Genomic DNA, 24,172 nt, shown 5'->3' on the forward strand with positions numbered 1-24,172 from the left:
TCATCATGGCACCAGCGCAGCTTTTGTGAAAAATAAGTTGTTATGGAAGGTGGAAGTAATGATGAAAACGAAGCAAACTGATGAATTATTAGCAAAAGATGAGCAATATGTTTGGCACGGAATGCGTCCCTTTAGTCCAAATAGTACAATGGTAGGGGCAAAAGCTGAAGGGTGCTGGGTTGAAGATATACAAGGAAAAAGATATTTAGATGGTATGAGTGGCCTTTGGTGTGTGAATAGTGGATATGGAAGAAAAGAGCTCGCAGAAGCGGCTTATAAGCAATTACAAACATTATCATACTTTCCAATGTCACAATCCCATGAGCCAGCTATAAAGCTTGCTGAAAAGTTAAATGAGTGGCTTGGGGGAGAGTATGTTATTTTCTTCTCAAATAGTGGTTCAGAAGCGAACGAAACAGCTTTTAAAATAGCAAGACAATACTATGCTCAAAAAGGTGAACCACATCGTTATAAATTTATGTCACGTTATCGAGGGTATCACGGGAATACAATGGCGACAATGGCAGCGACGGGACAAGCGCAGCGTAGATATCAATATGAGCCGTTTGCTTCAGGTTTTTTACATGTAACACCACCGGATTGTTACCGTATGCCTGAAATTGAAGGGCAGCATATTTATGATGTAGAATGTGTGAAAGAAGTCGATCGTGTTATGACGTGGGAATTAAGTGAAACAATTGCTGCGTTTATTATGGAACCTATTATTACAGGCGGGGGCATATTAATGCCACCACAAGACTATATGAAAGCTGTTCATGAGACGTGTCAAAAACACGGTGCCTTGCTTATTAGTGATGAAGTGATTTGCGGTTTTGGACGTACAGGAAAAGCATTCGGATTTATGAATTATGATGTGAAGCCAGATATTATTACAATGGCAAAAGGTATTACGAGCGCATATTTACCATTATCTGCAACAGCTGTGAAAAAAGAAATATATGAGGCTTTTAAAGGTAAAGGAGAATATGAATTTTTCCGCCATATTAATACATTTGGTGGGAATCCAGCAGCTTGTGCATTAGCACTTAAAAATTTAGAGATTATGGAAAATGAAAATTTAATTGAGCGATCTGCACAAATGGGTTCCCTTTTATTAGAGCAACTAAAAGATGAAATTGGGGAACATCCACTTGTTGGGAATATTAGAGGAAAAGGTCTATTAGTTGGGATTGAATTAGTAAATGATAAAGAGACGAAAGAGCCAATTGATAATGATAAAATAGCAAGTGTTGTAAATGCTTGTAAAGAAAAGGGCTTAATTATAGGACGAAACGGTATGACAACAGCAGGATATAATAACGTTTTAACATTAGCGCCGCCTCTTGTTATTTCAAGTGAAGAGATTGCTTTCGTTGTTGGAACGTTGAAGACAGCGATGGAGCGTATTTAATAAATAGAGAGAGGAGCGAGCTGTAATATAAGGCTCGCTCTTGTTTAGTAGGAGGGGACTTTTAATGGAGAAATATGATCCTAACAAACATTATCACATCGGATATTATGAAGACGGATATGATTTAGAAGTGACGGCGTACAAAAGAATAAATGAACCAGTTTGGGATGCTTATATTCCGCACTATGAGGCAGACTATTTTTATAAGAAAGTGGAGGGAATGAAGCTAGGTAAATATATAGATGATTATGGCATTATGGTGTATTCATTTGGGAATGATATTGATGATGATGAAGCACGAATTATTTTTGAAAAATGGTTAAAAAAGAACGGGATTGTTTAAAGATAAAACAAAAAGGAGATTGCTATCTTATAAAATAGCAATCTCCTTTTATTATAGTAAATTTATTTACTTGCTTTCATTGCTTTATCTTTTGCACCAAAAGTGTATTTTAACATTGGTGGTGTAATCATTGTAGTTAAAATAACGACAATAACGATTGCTGTAAAGTAATCTTGTGCCAATAGACCTGAAGAAAGTCCTGTTCCTGCGATGATAAGTGCAACTTCACCACGAGAAACCATTCCAGCACCGATAATTGCAGAAGACTTAGCGTCAAATCCAGTCATTCGAGCACCGAATCCACAGCCGATTAATTTCGTTAATACAGCGATAACAGTTAATGCTAAGATGAACCAAATTTGATTGCCGATACCGTCAAATGTAATATTCATACCGATACTAACGAAGAATACGGGAACGAACATAGCGTAAGCAATTGGTTCTACTTTCTTTTCTACTTCATGTTTGTAGTTTGTTTGAGAAATTGCAATACCAGCAGCGAAAGCACCGATAATACCAGCAATTCCTAATAATTCGCCGAAATATGCGAATGAGAAACAGATGATAAGAGCCGCGCTCACGATAGACTCAGATACGCGCAGTGGTGATAACCAGCGCATAATCGCAGGAACACCTTTCCATCCGATTAAAATAATAGAAGCGAAGAATACTACTTTCTTCAAGATAACCATTGTTAAGTTAACATCATCAGTACCTAAGAAGCTCATTGCAAATGCTAATAAAATAACAACAAGAATGTCATCAAATACAGCGGCTCCAAGCATCGTCGTACTTTCACGTGTTTTCATTTTACCTAAATCACGAAGTGTTTGTACGGAAATACTAACACTTGTCGCACATAGAAGTAATCCTAAGAATACAGCGTTTCCTTGTTCCATTCCCATCACAAGACCGGAAACGTAACCACCTACGAATGGAAGAATGATACCTCCGAGTGCAACTGCTAAAGAAGAATTACGATTTGCGTTTAATTCTTCTAAGTCTGTTTCAAGTCCAGCCATAAACATTAAAAGAATAACTCCGACATTACTTAATTGAGTTAGAAGCTCTGAATTTTCAATCCAACCTAATACAGCTGGACCGATAACGATACCGACAATTAATTTACCTAGTACAGAAGGTTGACCTAATCTAACACTAAGATCACCAGCAAGCTTTGTACTTAATAAAATAAGTGCAATTTGAAAGAAAAATTCGAATTCCATCTGATCCTCTCCTCGTCATTTTTAATTTTATCATACGATTTCTCGGAATTTGCCTAATGAAAATATGTAAAACCCATTAAACAAAAGGGTCTTATTACAAGTTCTTTTGAACTCGTAATTTGAACCTGTAATTAATATATAATAAAATTTATTAAAAATCAATGAAAAAATAGCAGATTTTCATGATGGAATTTGATTTAGGTATGAAGGGAATGGCTATATAATAAGAAGAAATAAGGCAATATTTTTAATGAATTGGAGAAGGAAACATGTTATTAAATAAACGCTTTACAATTGGAGAAATGGCAAAAATGCATAATATCGCAGAATCTACATTGAGGTATTATGATGAAAAAGGAATTTTTCATCCGTCCATTGTTGATCCTCAAACGAATTATCGTTATTATACAATCGATCAATTTTCACTGTTAGATACGATTAAATTTTTACGCCAGTTAAATATTCCGTTAAAGGAAATTAAGAAATATATTGATGAAAGAAATCCAACATACGCACTCAATTTACTGGAAAAACAACAAGAAATGATGCTGAAGAAACAAAGAGAAATTGAATATGCCTTAGCAAAAATGGAACATAGAATTCATTTAATTAAGGAAGCAACAAAAGCAAAAGCTGAACAAATGGTAATTAAAGAGATCCCGCAGCGGAAAATTACAGCAATTGCGGTTGCTCCAAATACGACGGATGATATGTTTGAGTACTACATCCATTCGTTGCAAAAAAATATGAGGCAAATGGATGATAGTTTATTTTCTGGAGATATTGGTGTAACTGTTGCGAAAAAAGGATTAATGCAAAATGAGTTTCAAGCATATAGTAGTGTTTTCATTCTTTTGGATTACATGCCCTTTCAAGTGAATAGTTCAGATGAAATTAAAGCAGGTATATTTGCCTGTGTATATCACCACGGGCCATATGAAGAAACTGATGAAACATATAAGAAATTAATAAAATATATTGATCAAGAAGGATATGAAATAGACGGAGATTCGATTGAGATTGCATTAATTGATTGGTCTGTAACAGAAAATCCAGAGGAGCAAGTAACAGAAATTCAAATTCCTATAATGAAAAAACAAAGCAATAAGTTATAGGACTCGTATAATTACAAATGAGCATCAAACGCGATAATTAAGTTACCTATTTTTTAATTCTCTATTGACCTTCAAGTTACTTGAAGGTTTAAACTGAGGAAAGAGAGTTGAAAAAAGGAGCATATTAGAGTATGGAAGCAACAGAAAAATTAAGAGAAAAACCGATAAAAAGTTTATTTATTTCTTATTTAATACCAGCTGTTCTAGGAATGGTATTAATGTCAGTTAATATTGTAATTGATGCGGTCATGATTAGTAGAGGAGTTGGGGCGAATGGTTTAGCAGGAGTAAACGTGGCTATTCCAGCGTTTTCGATTTTTTTCTCTATTTCATTATGGATCGGAATGGGCGGGGCAACGTTATATTCCATTGCATTAGGTGAAAATAAACGAGAAAGAGCAAGGTCTATTTTTACTCAATCCATGACGGTAGCAGTTGTTATCGTAGGTGTTTTAGCGGCTATTTGTTTATGGAGAATAGAAGATTTAGCATACTTATTTGGTGCAAATGAAGTGATTTTACCATATGCGTTAGACTATTTACACGTATTATTAACATTTGGAATGATATACGTTTTAGAAAATATTTTAAGTACATTTATACGAAATGATGGAAATCCTAATTTAGCAATGGCAGGTCTTGTTGTAACGGCTGTATTAAATATAGTATTTGACTATATCTTTATTTTTATCTTTGGATGGGGGGTAACAGGTGCTGCTTCAGCGACTATTCTTTCGGCAGCGATTGGTTTTCTTGTATTATTAACTCATTTCTTTAGAAAAAGTAGTATTTTAAAATGGACGAAATTCCATTTTGAATGGGATACTGTCAAACAAATTATGGTGATTGGTTTCCCAAGTTTTACAGCAGAAAGTACGGTTGCAATCGTAACGATTGGTTTTAATATCGCATTCGTCCAATATGCAGGAGAAGTAGGAGTAGCTTCCTATGCGATGGTGAATAGTATTCATGCAATGGCATTACTATTATTCTTCGGTGTAGGTGCTGCATTGCAACCGATTGCTAGTTTCCATTACGGGGCAAACTTATCAGAAAGATTGCGTGAAGGATTGCAGTTTGCTGTGAAAATTGCTGTTGTACTTGGGGGCATTGCGATAATTGTCGGATTATTCTTCGGGAAATATATCATTGGTCTATTTGATGTCCAATCTCCAGAATTATTGGAGTTAACATTAACGGGTATTAGCTTATTCTTTATTCAATACGTATTTTTAGGCTATAACATTGTGTATGGAGAGTACTTCCAATCAGTGCGACAAACGAAGAAATCAGTACTGATTATAATGAGCCGAGGGTTACTATTTATCATTCCATTGTTATGGATTATGCCGAAATTATTTGGGATAAACGGAATTTGGCTCGTTATGCCAGTTGCTGAAGTAATGACAGCAATTATCGTATTTACGATGAATCGTATGAAACATCCTGTTCCATTAAATATGGCAGGAGAGAAAGAAGCGATATGATGAAGAAAATCCCCTTAAGCAATTAAGGGGATTTTTTTATTCCTTTAAACTAATCGCAAAAGATCCATCCGTTTCTTGAACAGAAGCGAAAGCAACGTTTTTAATATTTGTAATTCCTTTTTCTTTTAATTCTTTATATAACCATTTTTCATCTTTATGGATTAACTTTAAGTTATCGTATTGAATTTGTGAATCGACGATAAGTGCAATTGGTAATCCAGCATACTTAACATCTATGTTTAAATCTTTTGGAGTTAATGGTACAAGTTCTCTTTTTGGTAAAATACTAATAGCTCCGTTCGCTTCTAAAATGGCGTATTCAATTTCATGAACACTCGGATATCCTGCAACGCGAAGATTAGAAAGTAGTTCGGCAATGGGATATCTACTTTTTTGTAAGTTCTCAAAAATAATATCACCATGTTTAATTAAAATGATAGGGTGTCCGAGAATAAAACGATTTAGTTTGTTGAATAGGCTTAATTTTGTAAGGAGTAAATGTAAACATGTAATAACAACCATACCGAGAAATGCTTGTAAAGCACCAGAGACGGGTATGGCCTGGAAAGCTAAATAAGATAAAAAGATTATAGCCCCAAAATCATGAGGAGTTAGTTGTGCTAACGCGGATTTACCGAGTAACTTAAGCGATAGTAAAAATAAGATGAAAAAGAACGACACGTTACATAAAAAGAGAAGCAATAGAGACACTCCTTGGTGTAAAGTTGTACTTACTATTCCCGAAAGTAATATAAATATTACCTTTCAGAGGATAATTTAGGGTTTATTGGAATTTGTCTGTATACAAACAAATAAATGGATATTATCATGAAGGAAGTAAAAGAAAATAGGAGTATATGAGTATGAGAAAGAAGAAAATAATAAAGTGTATTTTAGTTGTTATAATGATTTGCGCCGTATATGCGGGGTTTTTACAATATCACATTTATAAGCATGGACATATGAATGCAAGTGACGATGCTGAGTACATAATTGTACTAGGATCGAAAGTAAATGGAACGAAACCATCTTATTCATTGCAATATCGTATTGATAAAGCAGCTGAATATTTAAAATCACATGAGAAAACAATCGCTATCGTATCTGGAGGACAAGGAAAAGGTGAAGACATTTCAGAAGCATTAGCAATGAAACAAGGACTAATAAAACAAAACATCGCAGAAGACCGTATTATAATGGAGGACAAATCTACGAGTACAGATGAGAATATTACATTCTCAAAACCGTTAATTCCAGCCGATATGAAAAAAGGTATGATCGTAACAAACGATTTTCATATGTTTAGAGCGAAAAAAATAGCTGCCAAACAAGGTTTACAATTAGAAGGTCTTCCGGCAAAAACACCGAAACCAATCATCATTCCATCGAATGTACGAGAATATTTAGCCATTACACAGTATTGGTTTATGAATCGAATATAGTGAAAGTGATCCCGTCTGAAACTTCAGACGGGATTTAATTTGAGGAAAATCTTACAAATATGTCACGTTAGTGAAAGGTAAAGCGATAGTTTCTAGAATGATTTCCTGACATAATGAAAGTAACAAAAACTATTTAGAGGTGAATCGGATGAAAGGAAATAATATTTTATCTTCGTTATGTTACTTTAGTATCTTTTTTGCACCATTTTTACTACCAATTATCGTGTACTTTGTTGCAGAAGATGAAGTGAAGTATCACGCGAAAAAAGCATTTTGGTCACATGTTTTCCCATACGCAATCTTATTTGGAGGACTAGCAGTATCAGGAATGTACGGTTTAGGTTTCAATCAATCTGACGGTGCTGGAATTGGAATGATTATCACATATACAGTGTTCATTCTTGTAGGAATTTACTACTTCATTTGGAATATCGTAAAAGGTATTAAAGTCTTGAAAACGGCGTAATAAGACAAGAAAAAATTTCATTTAAATTACCGTTAATATAATTTCATTTACCGTATTCATAGACGTTTTAAAAAAAGAGCAATTCAAAAAGAATTGCTCTTTTTGTGCTTATAAGTTGTGAATATTGAAAAAGATGTGTTAATTTTTCATTATGAAGAGAAAAAGGAGTGATTTTCATGAATGAGATAATACATAAGATAGAGCAACACGTTTCAGTTCGTAAATATAAAGAAGAATCAATTCCGAAAGATGTAGTAGAAAAAATGGTGCACGCTGCACAGCATGCGGCTTCATCACATTTTGTACAGGCGTATTCTGTCATATATGTAACAAATCAGGAATTAAAGGCTAAATTAGCAGAGTTATCCGGAAATCGCCATGTGAAAGACTGCGCAGCATTCTTTGTTTGTTGTGCAGATTTAAAACGACTTGAAATTGCATGTGAAAAACATGGTACAGAGATAAAGCATGAAGGGGTGGAAGACTTTATCGTTGCGACGGTAGATGCTTCACTTTTTGCGCAAAACTTAGCGTTAGCAGCAGAGTCATTAGGATACGGTATTTGTTATATTGGTGGTATTCGTAATAATCCGAGAGAAGTGAGCGAATTGCTTCATTTACCAGATAAAGTATATCCTGTATTCGGAATGACAGTCGGTGTACCAGATGAAGAACATGGAGTTAAACCACGCTTACCGGTAGCAGCGGTTCTTCATGAAAATGGATATGATGAAAAGAAATATGATGAATTATTAAATGAATATGATGAAACGATGAACTCGTATTACAAAGAAAGATCATCAAACAAGAAAAGCGTAACATGGACGGAATCAATGAGTTCGTTTATGTCTAAAGAAAAAAGAATGCATATGAAAGAGTTTTTAAGTGAAAAAGGATTAAATAAGAAGTGAGTAAAAGGGCAAACCTGAATGCGGGTTTGCCTTTTTTGAAAGGAGAAATACCTAAGATCAGAAAGTTGTCTATTCTTTCTGATCTTAGGTATTTCGTTTGTTATCATATATATAAGTAAAAATTAATAATTTTTTACAAAAGTGATAGAAAATGAGAATGAAATACCAATAGTAAGTAAAGGCAGCTGCTAAAGGGGAACTGAGGAAGGAAGATGCATATGATTTTCGATTCTGAAGAGGATTTAATTATAGCTATGAAAAAACATGATCAAGATGCTTTGAAAGAAGTGATTGATCAATATGGAAAATTAATTTTGTACATTATTCATAAATCATTAAGTACCTCTACTGAAAAACAATATGTGGATGATTGTTATAACGATGTATTTACTGTCATTTGGTTTAATATCGACCAATTTGATACAGAAAAGGGAAACTTAAAATCTTGGATGATTGGTATTACTAAATTGAAGGCATTGGAATATAAAAAGAAAGTATATAAAGAGAATAAAATCGATAAGGACGTAGAACTAGATACAAGTGTCCATGATAGGTATGAAATAGAACAAGAAGAAGAGATTATGAAAATTGTTCAAGATTTAAATAAGAAAGATCGATATATCTTTTTAAAGAGGTATATTGATGGGTATTCCATTGACGATATTGCAAAAGAATTAAAAGTAACGGCGGATTATATATACAATCGAATTTCTCGTGGGAAGAAAAAACTTCAAAAACTGTGGAAAGGGAGTGTGTAATATGGATAAAAGATTATTATCGATGTTGAATGAGCTCCAATATTCAGAGGAAGAAATTACACGTTTAGAGAAAGAAGCAAATGAGTCTATCAATATAGATAAGTATTATGTGAAAAACGGGGAGTTATTGAAGAAATTAACGGTGCAAATGTTGGAAGAATCAGTTCGGAAAGAGTTGCAAGAAGGAGAGGAAATACAATGTGAAATATTAGTGGAAGAAGGAAGTCTTGTAAATTCTAAAGTTATACCTAATATATTAACCACAGGTGCTACATTTTATTATTACATTGTTTTAACTAATACAATGTTACAAATTATAGCGTTAGATTGTTATTTTAAAAAGTTAAATGAATACAGTGTATTAGTAAACTCAATTCAAGCAGTTTCGCAACATAAAAAAATGAAAAATGTATATGGAATTAAAATAAATAACAATTATATACAATTAGGAAGTAAAGAGTATAATCAAGAATTAACAGTTTTAATTGGAAAGCTAAAACAATGTGGAGTGAAAGAAGAGAGATATAAAGATTTCGAAAAAAGTTGGATGATTTTTTTCAATGTGTTTGTAATAGCGATAGCTGGGCTTCTAGTTTTAAAATATTTAATGTGAAAATAAAAAGCGGCATAATAGCCGCTTTTTATCATTTGGTTAGTATTTTATTTATGATTTTGTATTTTGAAAAACTTACTTATAATAAATGCAAACTTTCAATAAGAAGATACATACCCGTGCAACTTAAAAGGATGTACGTAAATATTTTGAAAATTCGTTTATTAAGCCATTTGAAAATAATTTGCCCTATATACAAACCTAGAAATACGATTGGAATAGCGTAAAAACTTGATTCCCAAATTGTTTTGTTTGTGCCAGTAAAGAGTATTTGAGTTAGTAGGCTAATGAAATATATAAATAGATAAAAAGCTAAAGTAGTTGCTCTCAATTTCTCTTTTTTCGTATCAGTTCCTGTAAAGTAAAGTAACAGGGGTGGTCCTGGCATACCGATACTTGTCGTTAAAAGACCGGATAATCCGCCCACTAAGAAATCTCTAGATTTTGTTGATTTAATCTTAAAGTTGCATATTAGCATCAACGTTAATAGTAAAAGCAGGATGCTAATTGCTAATTTAAAAGTGTTGATGTTAATGGAAGTGAAAATGAAAATGCCAAAAGGAACACCAACTATACTTCCGAAAATTAATCTTTTCAGTAGTATAAAATCAATGTCTATTCTTATTTTCCAAATGAGTGATATGGAAATAATTAATGATAAAATGATATTTATTTGTATAGCTTCTTGTGGTAGAAATAACATGAGTAAGAAAGGTGTTGCCATAATAGAAAAGCCAAAACCTGTACTTGTTTGTAAAATAGAAGCTACTAATATAATACATATGAAAATGAATATAATTTCCAAAATAGCCCCCCTACATAATCAAATTTAATAAATATTTTAACATAAAGTGAAACTTTAATCAGTGGGAGGCTTACTGCACGGCAAATAGCGGCTTTTTATGTGGCATTTAATATTCTAATGATGATCCTGTAGTTTTAAAGTATTTTTCTCGTGAAGGAGTCATTACCCGGATTGCTAATAAACAGGAAAGGAAAAGAATGAGTAACGAGCTACTTATTACAGTAAATTGAACGGAAAGAAATTGTGCGGATGCCCCAATTGCTAAAACGAAAAAGATTTGGATGAAATTTTTTATGGAATCAAACACGCTATCGATACGTCCTATCATATATATAGGGATGTTATTTTGATAAAATGTTATAAAGCCAGTACCAGCAAATGATGAAGAAATACCAAGTAAAATGAAACCACCTGCTGCGACTATAAATGAATTTGAAAAGGCGAAAATTACATAGCCTATTGCTGTGAAAATCATACCTAATCCGATACAATGTTGAATTGGTAATCGTTTGGCAAAGAGAGAGACGAGAAATGAACCGGAAACGTAAGCAGCGCCAGTTATACTAACAAGCATACTGTATTCTATATCGGTTAAAAACAGTACTTGCCTCGTAAAAACAACTTCTTGTGAATCGAGTGCCATAGAAACAAGCATAGTCGCTTGAAATAAAACGAATATGAGAATAATGTACGTTTCTGTTCGAGCGAACGAAAAAACTTGTTTCCAATCACTTCGTAATGTTTGTACAAAAGTATTTGCAACTTCTTCGTTTTGCTTTGTTTGTAATGTAATGTTTGGCAAGAAGTAAATGAGAATGGTAGAAAGTAGAAATGAAAGTGAGTTGCAGTAAATAACAAAGGCTGCTGAGTATGTGGTGAGAAGTATTCCAGCAAGAGCTGGACCGATAATAAAAGCCCCGTTTGTACATAGGCTATTCCATGCATTAAATTGAGCGCGCTCTTCAGCTCGTATGAGCATTGTTTTATAAGTAAATGAAGCTGGATCAAAAAATGATGTAGCGATGCGAGTTAAAAAGATGAACATATAAATGGCCCAAATAGAATCAAATAATGGAATACAGCCAATGAGAGCTGCTCGAATTATATCTGTGATGAGCATAATGGACCGTTTGTTTAATCGATCTACTATACTACCAGACCATATTTTTGTAACAACAGTGGCGATTGGACCAACAATCCATAATCCTGCTACAGCAGCAGGTGAGTTTGTGCTATTTAACACCATTAAGTTTAGAGCGATGAGATACATAAAATCACCTAAACGAGAAATTCCTGTTCCCGACAATAATAATAATTTATTTTTCATGAATAAATGGCCCTTTCTTTCATTGTTTTTTAATCCTGCAGGAAATAGCGTATTCCTCTTCAGAGTTTGATTGACGAGCGGTTTTGTTTTCCCAGCGTAATAAAACTTGTGTAATCTCCCAAGTAAGCTGTTGTAATTCCTCTGGAGTTAAAAATAAATGAGATACAATATGACTACCTGTATTCGTTCCTTCTGTGCCGCTTTCTTCAATATAGAAATGAGCAGCTTTTGCTTTATAATATTTTTCAATAATCCCTCGTTTTTCCTTCGTTTCTACTAATTCAAGCAACCCTCCATCATATAAAATTTGAACGTGATAATGTACGCTTCCAGCAGATTTATTTAGTTTAGTAGCAACTTGTTTTGCAGTAAGTGCTTCATCTTTTAAAAGGTGAAGAATTTGAATGCGAGTTGCATTGGAAATGAGCTTCTGCTGCTCAGCTGAAATAGTAAGTCTATCGTCAAACATTATGGCACCCCTTTTCTTATAATCTAAATTTATTGTACATTCTAAAAAATTAGAACGTAAGGAAAATAAATCGTCTTTTTCCTCTGTATTTCGACATAAATAAAAATAGCATGTTTATAAACATGCTATTAAGTAGAAGGAGATTCTTCATTAAATTCCCCGCGATAAAATAAAAACAGCCATATAAAACTTACAAAAATACAACATATAGCTAATAAACTGCCAATCATTTGAGGAGAAAGAATTTCTAACAGCCCTCCTGTAAAAAACATCGATAACTGAATAAGAGATCCGTAAATAGAATAATGGAATGAAAAAACTTTACCTATCATATTTTCGTGTGTGTAAGTTTGAAGTAATGTCGTATCAAGTGGAACGATGATTCCTCCTGCTATACGCATACAGAATAAAGTAATGATACCGATAATAAGTTGATCGGATAGAATGAATCCGAGAAAGAAAATTCCTTGTAATAAGTAGGCCCAACCGAATACTTTTTTCATTTTTTCTTTATTATGGGATATATAAAGATTAACGAGAAGGCTTCCTATCATAAGTCCAGCCCCTTGAACCGTATATAAAATCCCAATGTTCGTATGGAAAATTTTTCTGGCATAGATTGTTAGAAGTAGTTGATAAGCGCCTCCAATAATCCCCCATGAAATGCCGACAAGAATTAATGTTAAAATGATTTTTGTTTGTAATATGTATGTATAACCACCTTTTATATCAGTGAAAAATGCATTGTTCTTGTTACAAGTATCATGAGCAGGAATACTCATATTATAAATAAAATAGGCTGAAAGAAAGTATGATAGGCTATTTACTAAAAAAGCGAACTCAATATGTAAAGATTGTGCAATTACTCCGCCCAAAGAGGCCCCCATAATAGACATAAAACCATTAATTGTACTAGAAAGAGAGTTAGCAGTTACGAAATGATTTTGGTGTACGATATTTTTTAGGGTTGCTTGTTTAGCCGGTTCAAATAAACAAGCAAGTACAGATAAACATATATTAGCAATGAAAATAATCTCAATTTTATAGCCTGCGAGTAAGTATGTAAGGACTAGAATTCCCCGTGTAATATCGGTAAAAATCATAATATTCTTTTTAGAGAAACGATCTACAATTCCGCCTATGAATGGACTAAGAAGAAGCTGTGGTAAACCTTTACTTATAAAAGTAAGTGCGATTATAAACGGCGATTCCGTTATGCTGTAGACAAATGTTAATAAAGCTACCGTATGGAACCAATCCCCAAGTACACTTAATGTTTGCCCATAAAATAGTTTATTGAAGTTTTTATTTGTTTTAAGAAGTGTGGAATAAGAAACGGACATAAATAGATTATTCCTTATGTAATGACGATGTTTGAATTTGTTCTTTCCACTCACTCAAATACACTTTTTCCGCTGTAGGAAGTCCAACAGGTAATTGTGCAATCAATTCTAAACTATTTCCATCAGGGTCGTTAAAGTATACGGCTGCATGTGCTAATTCCGGAAAAACAATCGGTTCAATTGGTTCCATTCCAAAGTCTTTTCGTGCTGAAATTCCTTTTTGATTTAGCCAATGAATCGCATCTTCTAAATCATGTAAACTTACTTGAAAGGCGATATGTCGTAAAGAGGGGTGATAATTCACTTTGTATTCTGTGCCTTCCCAAAGGCCGAGCCAACTCTCATTTTCTTTAATCCAAAAGAAAGCAATATTATCTCCTCTTTTATATAATTTTAGCCCTAGTGATTCATAGAAAGGTATTGATACTTTTAAGTTGCGGACAGGTAAATGTGCTTCGTAAAGACCTCTAATCATTGTAATCCCCCTTAGTAAAAATGTTTCTTATTCCATAGTAAACAATATGTTGCTAGTTGAAATCGCAAATAAGAGGGATATAAATTCATACGAAAGTATGAAAAAAACAGCTCAAATATGAGCTGTTTTTCTATAGTTTTTAGTTCATTTGTCAAGGATAGGATATATTAATATCCGTATCCGCCGCCACCCCAACAGCTACATCCGATGATGATTAGAAGGATGAATAGTACGATAAGCAAAGCAAATCCACCGCCGAAACCAGCGCAACTTCCACCATAACTCATATGTTTTCCTCCTTTTTAGTAAGTTAATCTATATGGTTCATGGACTACTATATACAGTATGTTTTTTGTATAGAAAACGAGCCAGTCTCATTTATAATTAGACAAATGCCTGTAGATTCATTAGGATTGTATGTTAGTGATTTGTAAATAAACCTTTACATGATTCGTAATTTAGGCATAGAAAAATAAAAAATTGTAAAAAAAACCATTTTTTTATTTTTTTATGAGAGAATATGTACTATAATTTTACAAGTAATATTATGGGAAAAGGGAGTTTTAGTATAGAGATGGAGATGGGACAATTACAAAATAAAATAGAAAACAAAAAGAAAGAATTAATTCAACTTGTTGCGAGACACGGATTGGATCATGATAAAGTTTTGTTATTTAGTCGTGATTTAGATATACTAATTAATAAGTTTATGAATATAAAAGACAAAGTGCATAAATAAAAAATTTATAGTTTTTTATATTAAGATGTTTCACAGAAAGGAGAGGACAGTAATTGGAACATTTACAGGAAGAATTGTATAAACAAATAAAAGAAGAAAAAGGTACAGTTACAATTTTCTTAAAGAGTGGCGTTAGAATAGTAGGAGAAGTTGTTGGAGTAGATAAATTTACAGTTTTAATTTTAGTGGATGGAAAACAACAGCTTATTTATAAGCAGGCTATATCAACAATAATGAAATAAGACACTCTTGTTGAGTGTCTTATTTCATTATTGCTTGCATGCCCCAACATCAATGCCGGCAGCAATTAACTTCTTTTCTCCATCTTGTTCAATAATTTTTTGTAATTTAGATAGGAAAGAATCAAAGTTTGTATGCTTTGCTACTTGGAATGTCATTTTATGTTCAATTGGTAGCCACGTATCAATATCAGCTTCGTTATGCTGGATTTTCACCTCAAGTTTATCGAGTGCATTAGCAACTTTTGCTTCGTACGTTTCTTTTGCTTCAAACTCCATCCATAAGTCATATAATTCCTCACCGAGAGAACCTGTTAACGTTTGTTTAATATTTAAAATAGCTTCTAGTTCATTTTTTTGTTTTTGTAGCTGTAATTCGTGACTATTCATCGTATCAAATGCAGGGATATCACCAGCTTCGGCTTCGACTAGGTCGTGAATAATAACCATTTTAAGTAATTTCTCAATATTTACTTTTTGATCCAAATAAGGTTCAACTAAAATGGCCATTAGAGACATACGCCATGTATGTTCGGCAACACTTTCTTGACGCCCGTTGGAAAGCCAGCTATGTCGCATTTCATATTTTAGTTTTTCTGCTAATGCAATGACTTGTAAAATGTTGTGTTCCATCGTGAGCCTCCTCATGTTTTTATATCATAATTCTAATATAGAAATGAAATGTGTCAATTTCATGAGTATATTGCGATAAACAGATGATAAGCGTATAATACATGTTATATGTGAAAACGTATTATTAAAATAAAAAAATGTTATATGAAAATGGAAAGGAAAGGGCAGAAATATGGGAGAAAAAAATCAAGTATTAGCTAGACCACAAAGAAGAAAAAGGAAGTTTGATATTTCTAGCCCAGTGGGCATTATAGTAGGTTTCATCATAGTGATAGCGGCGATTATGCTTGGCGGCGGTGGAATAAAAGCTTTCAAAAACTTTTTAGATATTTCATCTATTTTAATTGTCATAGGGGGAACAACAGCGACAATTGTTGTGGCATATCGATTTGGAGAAATAAAAAAATATACGAAAAGTATTTTCACTGTTTTACATAGAAGAGAAGAAGATTTAGAACAGTTAACGAATTTGTTTGTTGATTTTTCGAAAAAGTCTAAAAAGAACGGCTTGCTTTCTTTAGAGGTTGATGGAGAGCAAGTAGACAATCCTTTTATTCAAAAAGGAATTCGATTAATGTTAAGCGGTTACGATGAAGATGAATTAAAAGAAGTGTTATTGAAAGATATTGAAACGGAAGTGTATGAGTTAAGAAAAGGAGCGGCATTATTAGATAAAATTGGTGATTTTGCTCCAGCTTGGGGAATGATTGGTACGTTAATCGGTCTTATCATTATGCTCCAAAACTTACAAGATACATCGCAAATTGGTACAGGGATGGCAGTTGCGATGTTAACGACATTATATGGGTCTGTACTTGCGAATATGATTGCAATCCCTCTGTCGGAAAAAGTATACCGTGGTATTGAAGATTTATATACAGAGAAAAAGTTTGTAATAGAAGCAATTTCAGAATTGTATCGCGGACAAATCCCTTCTAAATTAAAGTTGAAACTGGATACATACGTATACGAAACAAAGGTAAAAAAGGTAAAAGGAGCAGCCTAATATTTCAAGGAGTGGTATGATGAGTAAAGGACCGCAAAAGGGATCGCCTCGTTGGATGACGACTTTTACAGATTTAACGATGTTATTATTAACTTTCTTCGTATTACTAGTTGCTACATCAAAGCAAGATGCAGTAAAATTGTCAAAGATGCTTGAAAAGTTTAGTGATACGGGGCAAGTAGATGCAAAAGTAATGGAAAATACAATACCAGATATTTCACATGAAAAAAATGATGAAAAAATGATTTCAAAAAAGAGAATGGATGAATTATATAAGAAGTTGAAAGCGTATGTAGATAATAACGGTATTAGTCAAGTGAATGTATATCGAGAGGATACAGGGGTAAGCGTCGTTATAGTAGATAATTTAATATTTGATACAGGCGATGCGAACGTTAAGCCCGAAGCGAAAGGGATAATAAGTCAATTAGTTGGATTTTTTCAATCCGTACCTAACCCAATTGTTGTAGAGGGACATACAGATAGTAGACCTATTCATAACGAGAAATTCCCTTCTAATTGGGAGTTATCTTCAGCACGAGCGGCAAATATGATTCACCATTTAATTGAAGTGTATAATGTGGATGATAAAAGGCTAGCTGCAGTAGGATATGCAGACACAAAGCCAATTGTACCAAATGATTCACCGCAAAACTGGGAAAAAAACCGTCGCGTTGTTATTTATATAAAAGAGTAGTATATTATTATTTTAATAATAAAATAATAAAAATACGAAAATTCTTTTAAAAAAATATTAAATTTTATCATTTTATTTTGTATAATGAGTGAGAATGATAAGGTGAAATATTAAGATATATTTATACATAGAAGGAGAGAATTAAAAAGAATGGCACATAAAATTTTAGTAGTAGACGATGCGATGTTTATGCGAACGATGATTAAAAACTTATTAAAAAGTAATGCTGAATTTGAAGTTATCGGCGAAGCAGAGAATGGGATAGAAGCAATTCAAAAGTATAAAGAACTTCAACCTGATATTGTAACATTAGATATTACTATGCCAGAAATGGACGGGCTTGAAGCATTAAAAGAAATTATTAAAATTGATTCAAGTGCAAAGGTTGTTATTTGTTCTGCAATGGGACAACAAGGTATGGTATTAGATGCAATTAAGGGCGGGGCAAAAGACTTTATTGTAAAGCCATTCCAAGCGGATCGTGTAATTGAAGCTTTAACAAAAGTAGCAAATAGTTAATATAGAAGGGGTGCCACAAGGAATCAAAACAGTGATAGCGGATCGACGTGTGGCCCCCTTTTTTCTCATTGTAAAACACTAAATTGTTATACATAAATGAAATGTTTGTTAGACAGGTAGGGGATAAAAATGCAAACAGATCTATTAAATATATTTTTCGAAGAGTCAGAAGAACATTTACAGTCGCTAAATGAAAATGTGCTAGTGTTAGAACAAAATCCTGCTGATATGGATGTTGTAGGAGAAATATTCCGATCCGCTCATACATTCAAAGGTATGTCTGCGAGCATGGAATTTACGGAAATGGCTGATTTAACGCATAAGATGGAAAATGTGTTAGATGAAATTCGTCATGGAAATATAGTTGTAAATGCGGATATTATTGATGTGATTTTTGAGTGCATTGATAATTTGGAGAAGATGGTTGCAGATGTGCAACAAGGTGGAATGGGCAATATTGATGTAGCCTCAACTAAACAGAAATTAGAAGCATTATTGAACGGTAATGTAGAAACTCCTACGGAACATATAGAGCAAAATCATATAGACACCGATGATGGAGTTTCGCATGAAGTGCATATAACAGTTGAACAGCAAGCGATTTTAAAAGCAGTACGTGCCATTATGTGTATTGAAGCATTGCAAAATGTAGGGAATATACAAAAAACAGCTCCGAGTATTGAAGAAATTGAAGCAGATGCTTTCGGATTTGAATTTACAGTATTTATGGATACGGATTGTAGTATAGAAGAGTTGAAACAAGTAGTACTTCATGTTTCTGAAATTGAGAAAGTGGAAGTAAAGCAAGGAGAACCTATATCGAAGGAAGTAGCTTCTAAAAAAGTCGTGACACAAGAAGTTGTGCAAGTAGAAGAAAAGCTACAACCTGCTGTGGTTACGCAAGTAAAATCACCGATAGAGGCAACGAATCAACCTTCAAGTACTATGCCAGCTAAAAGTACTACAAAAACGAAAAATGCTAAAGTGGAGAATCGTTCAATTCGTGTTCAATTAGAGAAAATCGAAAGATTAATGAATATGTTTGAAGAAAGTGTAATTGAACGTGGGCGCATTGATGAATTGGCTCAAATAATTCAAAACAAGGAGCTAATTGAACATTTAAATCGATTAGGCGATATTTCAAAAGATATTCAAAATGTACTATTAAATATGCGTATGGTGCCGATTGAAACTGTGTTCAATCGTTTCCCGCGTATGGTACGTATGTTAGCGAAAGATTTAGGGAAAAAAATCGATTTACAAATTACAGGTGAAGATACTGAAGTAGATAAAATTGTTATTGATGAAATCGGCGATCCGCTCGTTCATTTAATTCGAAATGCAATCGATCACGGTGTTGAAACTGTTGAAAAACGACGTGATGCAGGTAAAAATGAGACAGGTACGATTAAATTAGAAGCCTTTCATAGTGGAAATCATGTCGTTATTCAAATTACGGATGATGGAAACGGTATTAATAAAGGGAAAGTATTAGAAAAAGCGATTAAAAATGGCGTTGTAACTGAAGCGGATGCGAATAGATTAACAGATCGTGAAGTGTTTGATCTTATTTTCCAACCGGGATTTAGTACAGCTGAAGTTGTATCAGATCTTTCTGGACGCGGTGTCGGATTAGATGTTGTAAAACATACGATTCATAGTTTAGGTGGACATTTAATTATTGATTCTGAGGAAGGAAAGGGAAGTACATTTAGAATTGAACTTCCATTAACGTTATCTATTATTCAATCTATGCTTGTTCAAACGAATGATAAGCGTTATGCTTTACCTCTTGGAAATATCGTTGAAGCAATTCGAATTAAGAGAGAAGACATCCAATCCTTACAAGGAAAAGATGTGTTAAATTATCGTAATCAAATTATTGAAGTGAAACATTTAAGTACTGTATTTGGTGAAAAAACAGTAGATGAGGCGTTTGCGTCATATGATGGTCAAATGGTTCCTGTGTTAATTGTTCGTAATACACATCGCAGCTATGGACTTATTGTAAACACAATTATCGGTCAAAGAGAAATAGTCTTAAAGTCATTAGGTGACTTCTTTGCAGAGAGTTCTAACTATTTCTCTGGTGCGACGATTCTCGGTGATGGACGAGTGGTCCTCATTTTAAACCCAGAAGGTTTATAATAGGAATGAAGGAAAGCTCCCCACTTGTATACAATTGGGGAGCTTTTTGGCTAATCGTTACTAATCTAATAATGGGAATACATACATATTAACGTTTTATATAATAAGTTTGCTAAAATCAAATGAGAGTTTATATTATTTGATAGAAAAACAGAAATGAGGAGGCAGGGAAAATGCCTGAGCAACACACAAAAGGGGATACGAGCACGATTGTGCTAGAAAAAGAAAATGAGCATTTAACGCCTCAAGAATGCGATATTCTTGGCGAAATTGCAAATATATCATTTGGTTCAGCTTCGACTGTATTATCAACGATTTTAAATAGGCAAGTAAGCATTACTGCTCCTCGCATAGAGTTGGTAGATTTATATGATTCAAGAGATGTCGAAGTTCCACATGTTGTATTAAACATTCATTTTACAAAAGGATTAGATATGGAAAATCTTCTTGTTCTTAAACAAGATGTTGCATTGTCCATTGCTGATTTAATGATGATGGGAACAGGTGAAGTGGAGGATGGAAAAGAACTTGGTGAATTAGAACTAAGTGCTGTACAAGAAGCGATGAATCAAATGATGGGATTCGCAGCTACATCTATGTCTGAATTCTTCCAAGATACAGTAGATATGTCTCCGCCGACGATTAATGTTGTAAAGTTATCAGAAGAAATGGAGAAAATCTCTGAAATCGATGGGAATCATACGATTGTTAAAGTGTCGTTTGATTTAAAGATAGATAATCTTGTAAACTCTAAACTTGTACAAATTGTTTCAGTTGAGCATGCGAAACAAATGGTAAATAAATTAATGCAATTATCTGGTGGAGTAGAAGAAAAAGACGAGCCAGCAGAAGTAGTGGAAACTGAGATTGTAGAAGAAGTTGAAAAAGAGCATTTAACACAAGAAGAGAAAGATGTGCTTGGTGAAATTGCAAATATTTCAATTGGTTCCGCTTCAACAGTATTGTCAACGCTTTTAAATCAGCCAGTTACAATTAGTACACCAAATGTGGAAGCAATCAATGTTCGTCATTATGATGGAGTACCAGTGCCATTTGTTATTTTAAATGTTGACTTTGTTGAAGGGCTAAAGAATGAGAATGTATTCGTATTTACGAAAGATGTCGCCTTAACAATGGTAGATTTAATGATGATGGGAACAGGTGAAGTTGATCCGGAAAAAGAGCTTACTGAATTAGAACTGAGCGGTATTAAAGAAATAATGAACCAAATGATGGGTCACGCTGCTACGGCGATGTCAGAAATGTTCCAAGAAAAAATGGACATGACGCCGCCAAATGTTAAATTTGTAACGTTAAAAGAAGAAATGGAGTATTTGGGAGAGTCAATGGAAGTGGACGAACTCGTTCAAATTACGTTCAATCTTGAAATTGGTGATCTGCTTCAATCGAAAATGTATCAAATTTTGCCAATTTCTGAAGCGAAAGAAATGGTAAGGCGACTTCTGTATCCAATGGTGGAAGAAGAAGAGATTGCCACAGAAGAAATTGAAGAAGAAAAAATTGTAGAACCAGTTGTGCAACCTATTGAATTTAAAGAAGTAAAACAAATGGAACCAGTATATATGGACACGTCCATTCTACAAAATGTAGAAATGAACGTGAAATTTGTATTTGGAAGTACAGTGAAAACGATTCAAGATATATTAAGTTTACAAGAAAATGAAGCAGTTGTACTAGATGAGGATATTGATGAACCAATTCGTATTTATGTAAATGATGTATTAGTGGCGTATGGTGAACTTGTAAATGTAGATGGATTTTTCGGAGTAAAAGTGACGAAATCACTATAAGGCATTGAAATAGGAGTTTGAACTAGTAGATGAAAAACGTAAAGTTTTTTCTAATGAGTTGGCTATGCATACATGTGTGCTTGTTCTTCCCCTTGCAAAGTCAGGCTGAGGAACAAATTGAGCCAGATCAAAAAATAAATGAAGTGAATGTACAAGAAGAAAATAAGGAATCTCAAGAACCGCCAGAGCAAGTGGAAACGAAACAAGATGAAGAGAAACAAAAAGAAGAGAAACAAAAAGAAGAGAAACAAAAAGAAGCAGAACAACAAGAAGTAGCAAATAAACAATTGAGTGAAAGAAAGATAGAAACAGAACAGGGAATTATTACAGTAAATAAGCTGGAGCTTAAAGTTGGCGAAGAGGTGCGAATTGCTGTAGAACCAAATGGGAAAAACATTCAAAGTATGAAAGGTATATTGCAGTTACAAAAAAATGGCGAGCAATATGCGCAAGAAAGAATGTTATCTTTTGAGTATGATGAAGGAACGAAGAGCTGGGTTGCTAACTATAAAGCAGGGGATTTTGATTTGCAAGGTGATTGGAATCTTCAGCTCGTTCAAAGTTACAAAGAGAATGAGAAAGAAGAGCTCATAAAAAATGAAGTGAAAGTCCCGCTCATTCGTATTAAAAATGAAACGCCAACTATAGATAAAGAATTGCCAAAGTTACAGAAAGTTACTATTGATGAAGTAAAAGAGAACTTAGTTGAACGAAAACAGGGAGATTCTATACATATACGAGTAAAAGCGTCAGATATAGAATCGGTTGTAAAAGAAGTGCGCGTTACATTAAAAGGGAAAGAAAATAAAGAGCTTTCCTTTTTATTAGACTACAACAAGCATGATATGGATTGGCAAAAAGTATTTGAAATAACAGAAGCATTGCCGGCTGGGCCATACGAATTACTTGTAGAGATAATAGATGCAGCAGGTAATAAACTTGTTGAGGAAAGTGAATATACCATTTCTGTTTTGGTGCCAAAAAACGAAGATGATAAAAAGATAGAAGAGAAAGAAAAAGAAGAAAAATTAGATAATAAACTAGAAAATGAATTAGAAGATAAGAAAGAAAATGAGAAACAAGAAGATTCGAAAGTCAAAAACCCGCTTCCAGAAGAAAATTTGCCAGTTGTTCAAATTCCGAAGCAAGATGAGATAGTAAATAAGTTTATAAAAGAACCGTTGAAAGAGAAAGAGGAATTTACTTACGTTATAAAAGAGCCGTTCGAAGACAACAAGGAAGTACATAAGGGGAAGGACCAAAAAGAGAAAAATAACAAACAAGTTGCCTCTAAAAAGAAAGAACAAAAAGAAGAACCGAAAGACAAGAAAGAAGAAAAAGGTGAACAGGGAGTGCAAGCTTCTGATGTGTTTACTATCATGTCAGGTTTATTCGTACTGTTTTTAGTTTTAAAGAGTAATAAAGAATGGGGCTAATTATTTCATAGTAGTGGAGGCGCTTAAATGGAGATTAAACGTACGACAATTGAAGATAAGGCGTTACAACCATTAAAACAGCCTGCAGCTATTTCGGAGCATGAAATCCAGAAAGAACGAAAGCGTAGCAATTTAGTGTTTACTGGACAGTCTAAAATTATTTCGAAAAATAATGAAATAGGTATTTTACTTGCAAGTTTAAGTGATGGAAAGATTATGAAGGAAATGCTTTCTAAAGAGATGGATACAGTGTTACAACTTTTTAAAAAGCTACATACGTTATCCGGAGAAGGTAAGCAAACAGAAAAAATATTTGAACAAGTAATTAGAAGCCTACAAGGGCTTGTTAAGCAGGCGCATATAAAAGAACTTCCTTTGTTAGATGGAACGTATGATTTCGCTGAAGTACAACTATCATTTGGTAGAAAAGTACATATTCCGTTACTAGATGTGAGTGCACTTATCTCTAGAGTGGAAAGTGATTCTTCAGAAGGAAATATAAATTTGATGGTAACGGTTATTACTGCTTATATAACGAAACTGTCTAACGAAACAATTTTAATTAGCGTTACAGACCGTATTGCTAGAGATCGGGATGTAAGTGTATGGAGAGCGCTTGCGGAAATGAACATGACACAATTATCACAGGCATTGAAACATACGGTGCAAGAACATAAATGGTCTATGACGTTTCTTTTTCTCTTTATATGGATTGTCGGTATTATTTTAATTCGAGTTATGTAAAAAGGTCGT

Annotated in this window: 27 protein-coding genes; 18 read left to right on the forward strand and 9 right to left on the reverse strand. The window is 33.7% G+C overall.

What is annotated here, in order from left to right; genetic code table 11:
- Nucleotides 1–61 precede the first annotated feature (61 nt).
- Both H6481_RS05235 and H6481_RS05240 read left to right on the forward strand, forming a co-directional pair.
- Nucleotides 62–1,411 (forward strand): aspartate aminotransferase family protein, encoded by a 1,350-nt coding sequence (locus H6481_RS05235; RefSeq protein WP_000850962.1) that lies wholly within the window; start codon nt 62–64, stop codon nt 1,409–1,411.
- Between the two features lie 64 nt (nt 1,412–1,475).
- On the forward strand, nt 1,476–1,754 hold the full coding sequence (locus H6481_RS05240; RefSeq protein WP_182811129.1) for a DUF3986 family protein: 279 nt from the start codon (nt 1,476–1,478) through the stop codon (nt 1,752–1,754).
- Between the two features lie 62 nt (nt 1,755–1,816).
- Here H6481_RS05240 and H6481_RS05245 read toward each other — a convergent pair whose 3' ends face one another.
- Nucleotides 1,817–2,980, reverse strand: coding sequence for a cation:proton antiporter (locus tag H6481_RS05245; RefSeq protein WP_000393901.1), 1,164 nt, complete (start codon nt 2,978–2,980; stop codon nt 1,817–1,819).
- A gap of 269 nt (nt 2,981–3,249) precedes the next feature.
- Between H6481_RS05245 and H6481_RS05250 the strand changes: the two genes are divergently transcribed.
- Nucleotides 3,250–4,095, forward strand: a complete 846-nt coding sequence (locus tag H6481_RS05250) for a MerR family transcriptional regulator (RefSeq protein ID WP_000925940.1) — start codon at nt 3,250–3,252, stop codon at nt 4,093–4,095.
- A gap of 131 nt (nt 4,096–4,226) precedes the next feature.
- A complete protein-coding gene (locus H6481_RS05255; RefSeq protein ID WP_000388396.1) occupies nt 4,227–5,582 on the forward strand; it encodes an MATE family efflux transporter in 1,356 nt (451 codons plus the stop codon).
- Nucleotides 5,583–5,618: 36 nt separating this feature from the next.
- On the opposite strand, the gene H6481_RS05260 is transcribed toward H6481_RS05255, so the two are convergent.
- Complete coding sequence (locus H6481_RS05260; protein WP_000923922.1) at nt 5,619–6,284, reverse strand: DUF421 domain-containing protein; 666 nt, start codon at nt 6,282–6,284, stop codon at nt 5,619–5,621.
- A gap of 161 nt (nt 6,285–6,445) precedes the next feature.
- Here H6481_RS05260 and H6481_RS05265 point away from each other — a divergent pair, with 161 nt between their 5' ends.
- From H6481_RS05265 to H6481_RS05285, 5 genes are all read left to right on the forward strand, one after another.
- Nucleotides 6,446–7,024 (forward strand): YdcF family protein, encoded by a 579-nt coding sequence (locus H6481_RS05265; RefSeq protein WP_001227657.1) that lies wholly within the window; start codon nt 6,446–6,448, stop codon nt 7,022–7,024.
- A 148-nt stretch (nt 7,025–7,172) separates the two neighbouring features.
- A complete protein-coding gene (locus H6481_RS05270; RefSeq protein WP_063546959.1) occupies nt 7,173–7,490 on the forward strand; it encodes a DUF4870 domain-containing protein in 318 nt (105 codons plus the stop codon).
- 176 nt (nt 7,491–7,666) lie between these two features.
- A complete protein-coding gene (gene nfsA, locus H6481_RS05275) occupies nt 7,667–8,401 on the forward strand; it encodes an oxygen-insensitive NADPH nitroreductase (protein ID WP_001002379.1) in 735 nt (244 codons plus the stop codon).
- Nucleotides 8,402–8,613: 212 nt separating this feature from the next.
- Nucleotides 8,614–9,159: a sigma-70 family RNA polymerase sigma factor gene (locus H6481_RS05280; protein WP_182811131.1), complete on the forward strand. Its 546-nt coding sequence runs from the start codon at nt 8,614–8,616 to the stop codon at nt 9,157–9,159.
- Nucleotide 9,160: 1 nt separating this feature from the next.
- Nucleotides 9,161–9,772, forward strand: coding sequence for a flagellar motor switch protein FliG (locus tag H6481_RS05285; RefSeq protein WP_106822540.1), 612 nt, complete (start codon nt 9,161–9,163; stop codon nt 9,770–9,772).
- Between the two features lie 79 nt (nt 9,773–9,851).
- Here H6481_RS05285 and H6481_RS05290 read toward each other — a convergent pair whose 3' ends face one another.
- The 6 genes from H6481_RS05290 to H6481_RS05315 all read right to left on the reverse strand — a co-directional run bounded on the left by H6481_RS05290 (nt 9,852) and on the right by H6481_RS05315 (nt 14,478).
- Nucleotides 9,852–10,577 (reverse strand): sulfite exporter TauE/SafE family protein, encoded by a 726-nt coding sequence (locus H6481_RS05290; protein WP_182811133.1) that lies wholly within the window; start codon nt 10,575–10,577, stop codon nt 9,852–9,854.
- 106 nt (nt 10,578–10,683) lie between these two features.
- Nucleotides 10,684–11,904, reverse strand: a complete 1,221-nt coding sequence (locus H6481_RS05295) for an MFS transporter (protein ID WP_000791674.1) — start codon at nt 11,902–11,904, stop codon at nt 10,684–10,686.
- Nucleotides 11,905–11,923: 19 nt separating this feature from the next.
- Nucleotides 11,924–12,373 carry a winged helix-turn-helix domain-containing protein gene (locus H6481_RS05300; RefSeq protein ID WP_000459089.1) on the reverse strand — a complete coding sequence of 150 codons (450 nt, stop codon included), beginning with the start codon at nt 12,371–12,373 and terminating at the stop codon, nt 11,924–11,926.
- Nucleotides 12,374–12,501: 128 nt separating this feature from the next.
- Nucleotides 12,502–13,716 (reverse strand): MFS transporter, encoded by a 1,215-nt coding sequence (locus H6481_RS05305; protein ID WP_098851920.1) that lies wholly within the window; start codon nt 13,714–13,716, stop codon nt 12,502–12,504.
- 7 nt (nt 13,717–13,723) lie between these two features.
- Nucleotides 13,724–14,191, reverse strand: coding sequence for a VOC family protein (locus H6481_RS05310; protein ID WP_182811135.1), 468 nt, complete (start codon nt 14,189–14,191; stop codon nt 13,724–13,726).
- A 167-nt stretch (nt 14,192–14,358) separates the two neighbouring features.
- Nucleotides 14,359–14,478, reverse strand: a complete 120-nt coding sequence (locus H6481_RS05315; RefSeq protein WP_000120179.1) for a YjcZ family sporulation protein — start codon at nt 14,476–14,478, stop codon at nt 14,359–14,361.
- Between the two features lie 233 nt (nt 14,479–14,711).
- Between H6481_RS05315 and H6481_RS05320 the strand changes: the two genes are divergently transcribed.
- Together H6481_RS05320 and hfq are read left to right on the forward strand one after the other, a co-directional pair.
- The gene (locus H6481_RS05320) at nt 14,712–14,930 is read left to right on the forward strand and encodes an aspartyl-phosphate phosphatase Spo0E family protein (protein WP_000291691.1); all 219 of its coding nucleotides are present in this window, start codon (nt 14,712–14,714) and stop codon (nt 14,928–14,930) included.
- Nucleotides 14,931–14,983: 53 nt separating this feature from the next.
- Nucleotides 14,984–15,172, forward strand: coding sequence for an RNA chaperone Hfq (gene hfq, locus H6481_RS05325; protein WP_000400665.1), 189 nt, complete (start codon nt 14,984–14,986; stop codon nt 15,170–15,172).
- A 27-nt stretch (nt 15,173–15,199) separates the two neighbouring features.
- Here the strand turns inward: hfq and H6481_RS05330 are convergent, their stop codons facing one another.
- Nucleotides 15,200–15,802, reverse strand: a complete 603-nt coding sequence (locus H6481_RS05330) for an HD domain-containing protein (RefSeq protein WP_000400767.1) — start codon at nt 15,800–15,802, stop codon at nt 15,200–15,202.
- Between the two features lie 172 nt (nt 15,803–15,974).
- Between H6481_RS05330 and H6481_RS05335 the strand changes: the two genes are divergently transcribed.
- From H6481_RS05335 to H6481_RS05365, 7 genes are all read left to right on the forward strand, one after another.
- Nucleotides 15,975–16,808, forward strand: coding sequence for a MotA/TolQ/ExbB proton channel family protein (locus tag H6481_RS05335; RefSeq protein ID WP_000504188.1), 834 nt, complete (start codon nt 15,975–15,977; stop codon nt 16,806–16,808).
- 19 nt (nt 16,809–16,827) lie between these two features.
- Complete coding sequence (locus tag H6481_RS05340) at nt 16,828–17,505, forward strand: OmpA family protein (RefSeq protein ID WP_000033627.1); 678 nt, start codon at nt 16,828–16,830, stop codon at nt 17,503–17,505.
- A gap of 150 nt (nt 17,506–17,655) precedes the next feature.
- Complete coding sequence (locus H6481_RS05345; protein WP_000940566.1) at nt 17,656–18,024, forward strand: response regulator; 369 nt, start codon at nt 17,656–17,658, stop codon at nt 18,022–18,024.
- Nucleotides 18,025–18,153: 129 nt separating this feature from the next.
- Nucleotides 18,154–20,172 carry a chemotaxis protein CheA gene (locus H6481_RS05350; RefSeq protein ID WP_001192617.1) on the forward strand — a complete coding sequence of 673 codons (2,019 nt, stop codon included), beginning with the start codon at nt 18,154–18,156 and terminating at the stop codon, nt 20,170–20,172.
- Nucleotides 20,173–20,345: 173 nt separating this feature from the next.
- The gene (locus H6481_RS05355; RefSeq protein WP_001115016.1) at nt 20,346–21,983 is read left to right on the forward strand and encodes a flagellar motor switch protein; all 1,638 of its coding nucleotides are present in this window, start codon (nt 20,346–20,348) and stop codon (nt 21,981–21,983) included.
- Nucleotides 21,984–22,012: 29 nt separating this feature from the next.
- Nucleotides 22,013–23,419 (forward strand): transglycosylase, encoded by a 1,407-nt coding sequence (locus tag H6481_RS05360; RefSeq protein ID WP_182811137.1) that lies wholly within the window; start codon nt 22,013–22,015, stop codon nt 23,417–23,419.
- 27 nt (nt 23,420–23,446) lie between these two features.
- A complete protein-coding gene (locus H6481_RS05365) occupies nt 23,447–24,163 on the forward strand; it encodes a hypothetical protein (protein WP_097987179.1) in 717 nt (238 codons plus the stop codon).
- Nucleotides 24,164–24,172: the final 9 nt, after the last annotated feature.

The organism is Bacillus sp. ME78 (assembly GCF_903970865.1).
In the GTDB taxonomy this organism is placed as follows: Bacteria; Bacillota; Bacilli; order Bacillales; family Bacillaceae_G; genus Bacillus_A; species Bacillus_A cereus.

Bases quoted from the DNA above. Each gene is read 5' to 3' on its own strand.
- H6481_RS05265 (WP_001227657.1), top strand. From the start codon at position 6,446: ATGAGAAAGAAGAAAATAATAAAGTGTATTTTAGTTGTTATAATGATT.
- H6481_RS05320 (WP_000291691.1), top strand. From the start codon at position 14,712: ATGTACTATAATTTTACAAGTAATATTATGGGAAAAGGGAGTTTTAGT.
- H6481_RS05245 (WP_000393901.1), bottom strand. From the start codon at position 2,980: ATGGAATTCGAATTTTTCTTTCAAATTGCACTTATTTTATTAAGTACA.
- H6481_RS05350 (WP_001192617.1), top strand. From the start codon at position 18,154: ATGCAAACAGATCTATTAAATATATTTTTCGAAGAGTCAGAAGAACAT.
- H6481_RS05365 (WP_097987179.1), top strand. From the start codon at position 23,447: ATGGAGATTAAACGTACGACAATTGAAGATAAGGCGTTACAACCATTA.
- H6481_RS05270 (WP_063546959.1), top strand. From the start codon at position 7,173: ATGAAAGGAAATAATATTTTATCTTCGTTATGTTACTTTAGTATCTTT.
- H6481_RS05305 (WP_098851920.1), bottom strand. From the start codon at position 13,716: ATGTCCGTTTCTTATTCCACACTTCTTAAAACAAATAAAAACTTCAAT.
- H6481_RS05300 (WP_000459089.1), bottom strand. From the start codon at position 12,373: ATGTTTGACGATAGACTTACTATTTCAGCTGAGCAGCAGAAGCTCATT.
- H6481_RS05315 (WP_000120179.1), bottom strand. From the start codon at position 14,478: ATGAGTTATGGTGGAAGTTGCGCTGGTTTCGGCGGTGGATTTGCTTTG.
- H6481_RS05345 (WP_000940566.1), top strand. From the start codon at position 17,656: ATGGCACATAAAATTTTAGTAGTAGACGATGCGATGTTTATGCGAACG.
- H6481_RS05280 (WP_182811131.1), top strand. From the start codon at position 8,614: ATGCATATGATTTTCGATTCTGAAGAGGATTTAATTATAGCTATGAAA.
- H6481_RS05255 (WP_000388396.1), top strand. From the start codon at position 4,227: ATGGAAGCAACAGAAAAATTAAGAGAAAAACCGATAAAAAGTTTATTT.
- nfsA (WP_001002379.1), top strand. From the start codon at position 7,667: ATGAATGAGATAATACATAAGATAGAGCAACACGTTTCAGTTCGTAAA.
- H6481_RS05340 (WP_000033627.1), top strand. From the start codon at position 16,828: ATGAGTAAAGGACCGCAAAAGGGATCGCCTCGTTGGATGACGACTTTT.
- H6481_RS05240 (WP_182811129.1), top strand. From the start codon at position 1,476: ATGGAGAAATATGATCCTAACAAACATTATCACATCGGATATTATGAA.
- H6481_RS05330 (WP_000400767.1), bottom strand. From the start codon at position 15,802: ATGGAACACAACATTTTACAAGTCATTGCATTAGCAGAAAAACTAAAA.
- H6481_RS05285 (WP_106822540.1), top strand. From the start codon at position 9,161: ATGGATAAAAGATTATTATCGATGTTGAATGAGCTCCAATATTCAGAG.
- H6481_RS05360 (WP_182811137.1), top strand. From the start codon at position 22,013: ATGAAAAACGTAAAGTTTTTTCTAATGAGTTGGCTATGCATACATGTG.
- H6481_RS05250 (WP_000925940.1), top strand. From the start codon at position 3,250: ATGTTATTAAATAAACGCTTTACAATTGGAGAAATGGCAAAAATGCAT.
- H6481_RS05295 (WP_000791674.1), bottom strand. From the start codon at position 11,904: ATGAAAAATAAATTATTATTATTGTCGGGAACAGGAATTTCTCGTTTA.
- H6481_RS05235 (WP_000850962.1), top strand. From the start codon at position 62: ATGAAAACGAAGCAAACTGATGAATTATTAGCAAAAGATGAGCAATAT.
- H6481_RS05355 (WP_001115016.1), top strand. From the start codon at position 20,346: ATGCCTGAGCAACACACAAAAGGGGATACGAGCACGATTGTGCTAGAA.
- H6481_RS05310 (WP_182811135.1), bottom strand. From the start codon at position 14,191: ATGATTAGAGGTCTTTACGAAGCACATTTACCTGTCCGCAACTTAAAA.
- H6481_RS05335 (WP_000504188.1), top strand. From the start codon at position 15,975: ATGGGAGAAAAAAATCAAGTATTAGCTAGACCACAAAGAAGAAAAAGG.